At 57.9% G+C, this 318-nt stretch carries 1 protein-coding gene; it reads left to right on the top strand.

Features of this window, described 5'->3' with window-relative positions:
• Positions 1-318, top strand: a 318-nt coding sequence (locus ACYVTD_RS18800; protein WP_461249100.1) for an SDR family oxidoreductase, incomplete at both ends; no start/stop codon positions are given.

Below are 318 nucleotides of genomic sequence, written 5' to 3'. Positions count from 1 at the left end.
ATTATCAACATGGCGAGCGTTGTCGGAGTCCACGGCAACGCGGGGCAGGCAAACTATTCGGCAAGCAAGGCCGGGCTTATCGGCGTGACGAAAAGCCTTGCCCACGAGACGGCGGGCCGGGGCGTAAGGGGGAACGCCGTCGCGCCGGGTTATATCGCCACGGACATGACCGCCGGCCTTCCCGACAAAGTGAAGGAAGCGTTTATCGAAAAGATACCCCTCAAACGCATGGGGACAGCGCAGGATATAGCAAACGCCGTGCTTTTTTTGGCATCGGACGATTCCACATATATCACCGGACAGGTTCTTCCTGTAGAC

Source organism: Treponema sp. R6D11 (genome assembly GCF_054786075.1).
The sequence above is the reverse complement of the archived record's forward strand: the minus strand, read 5'-3'. Positions and strand labels throughout refer to the sequence as shown.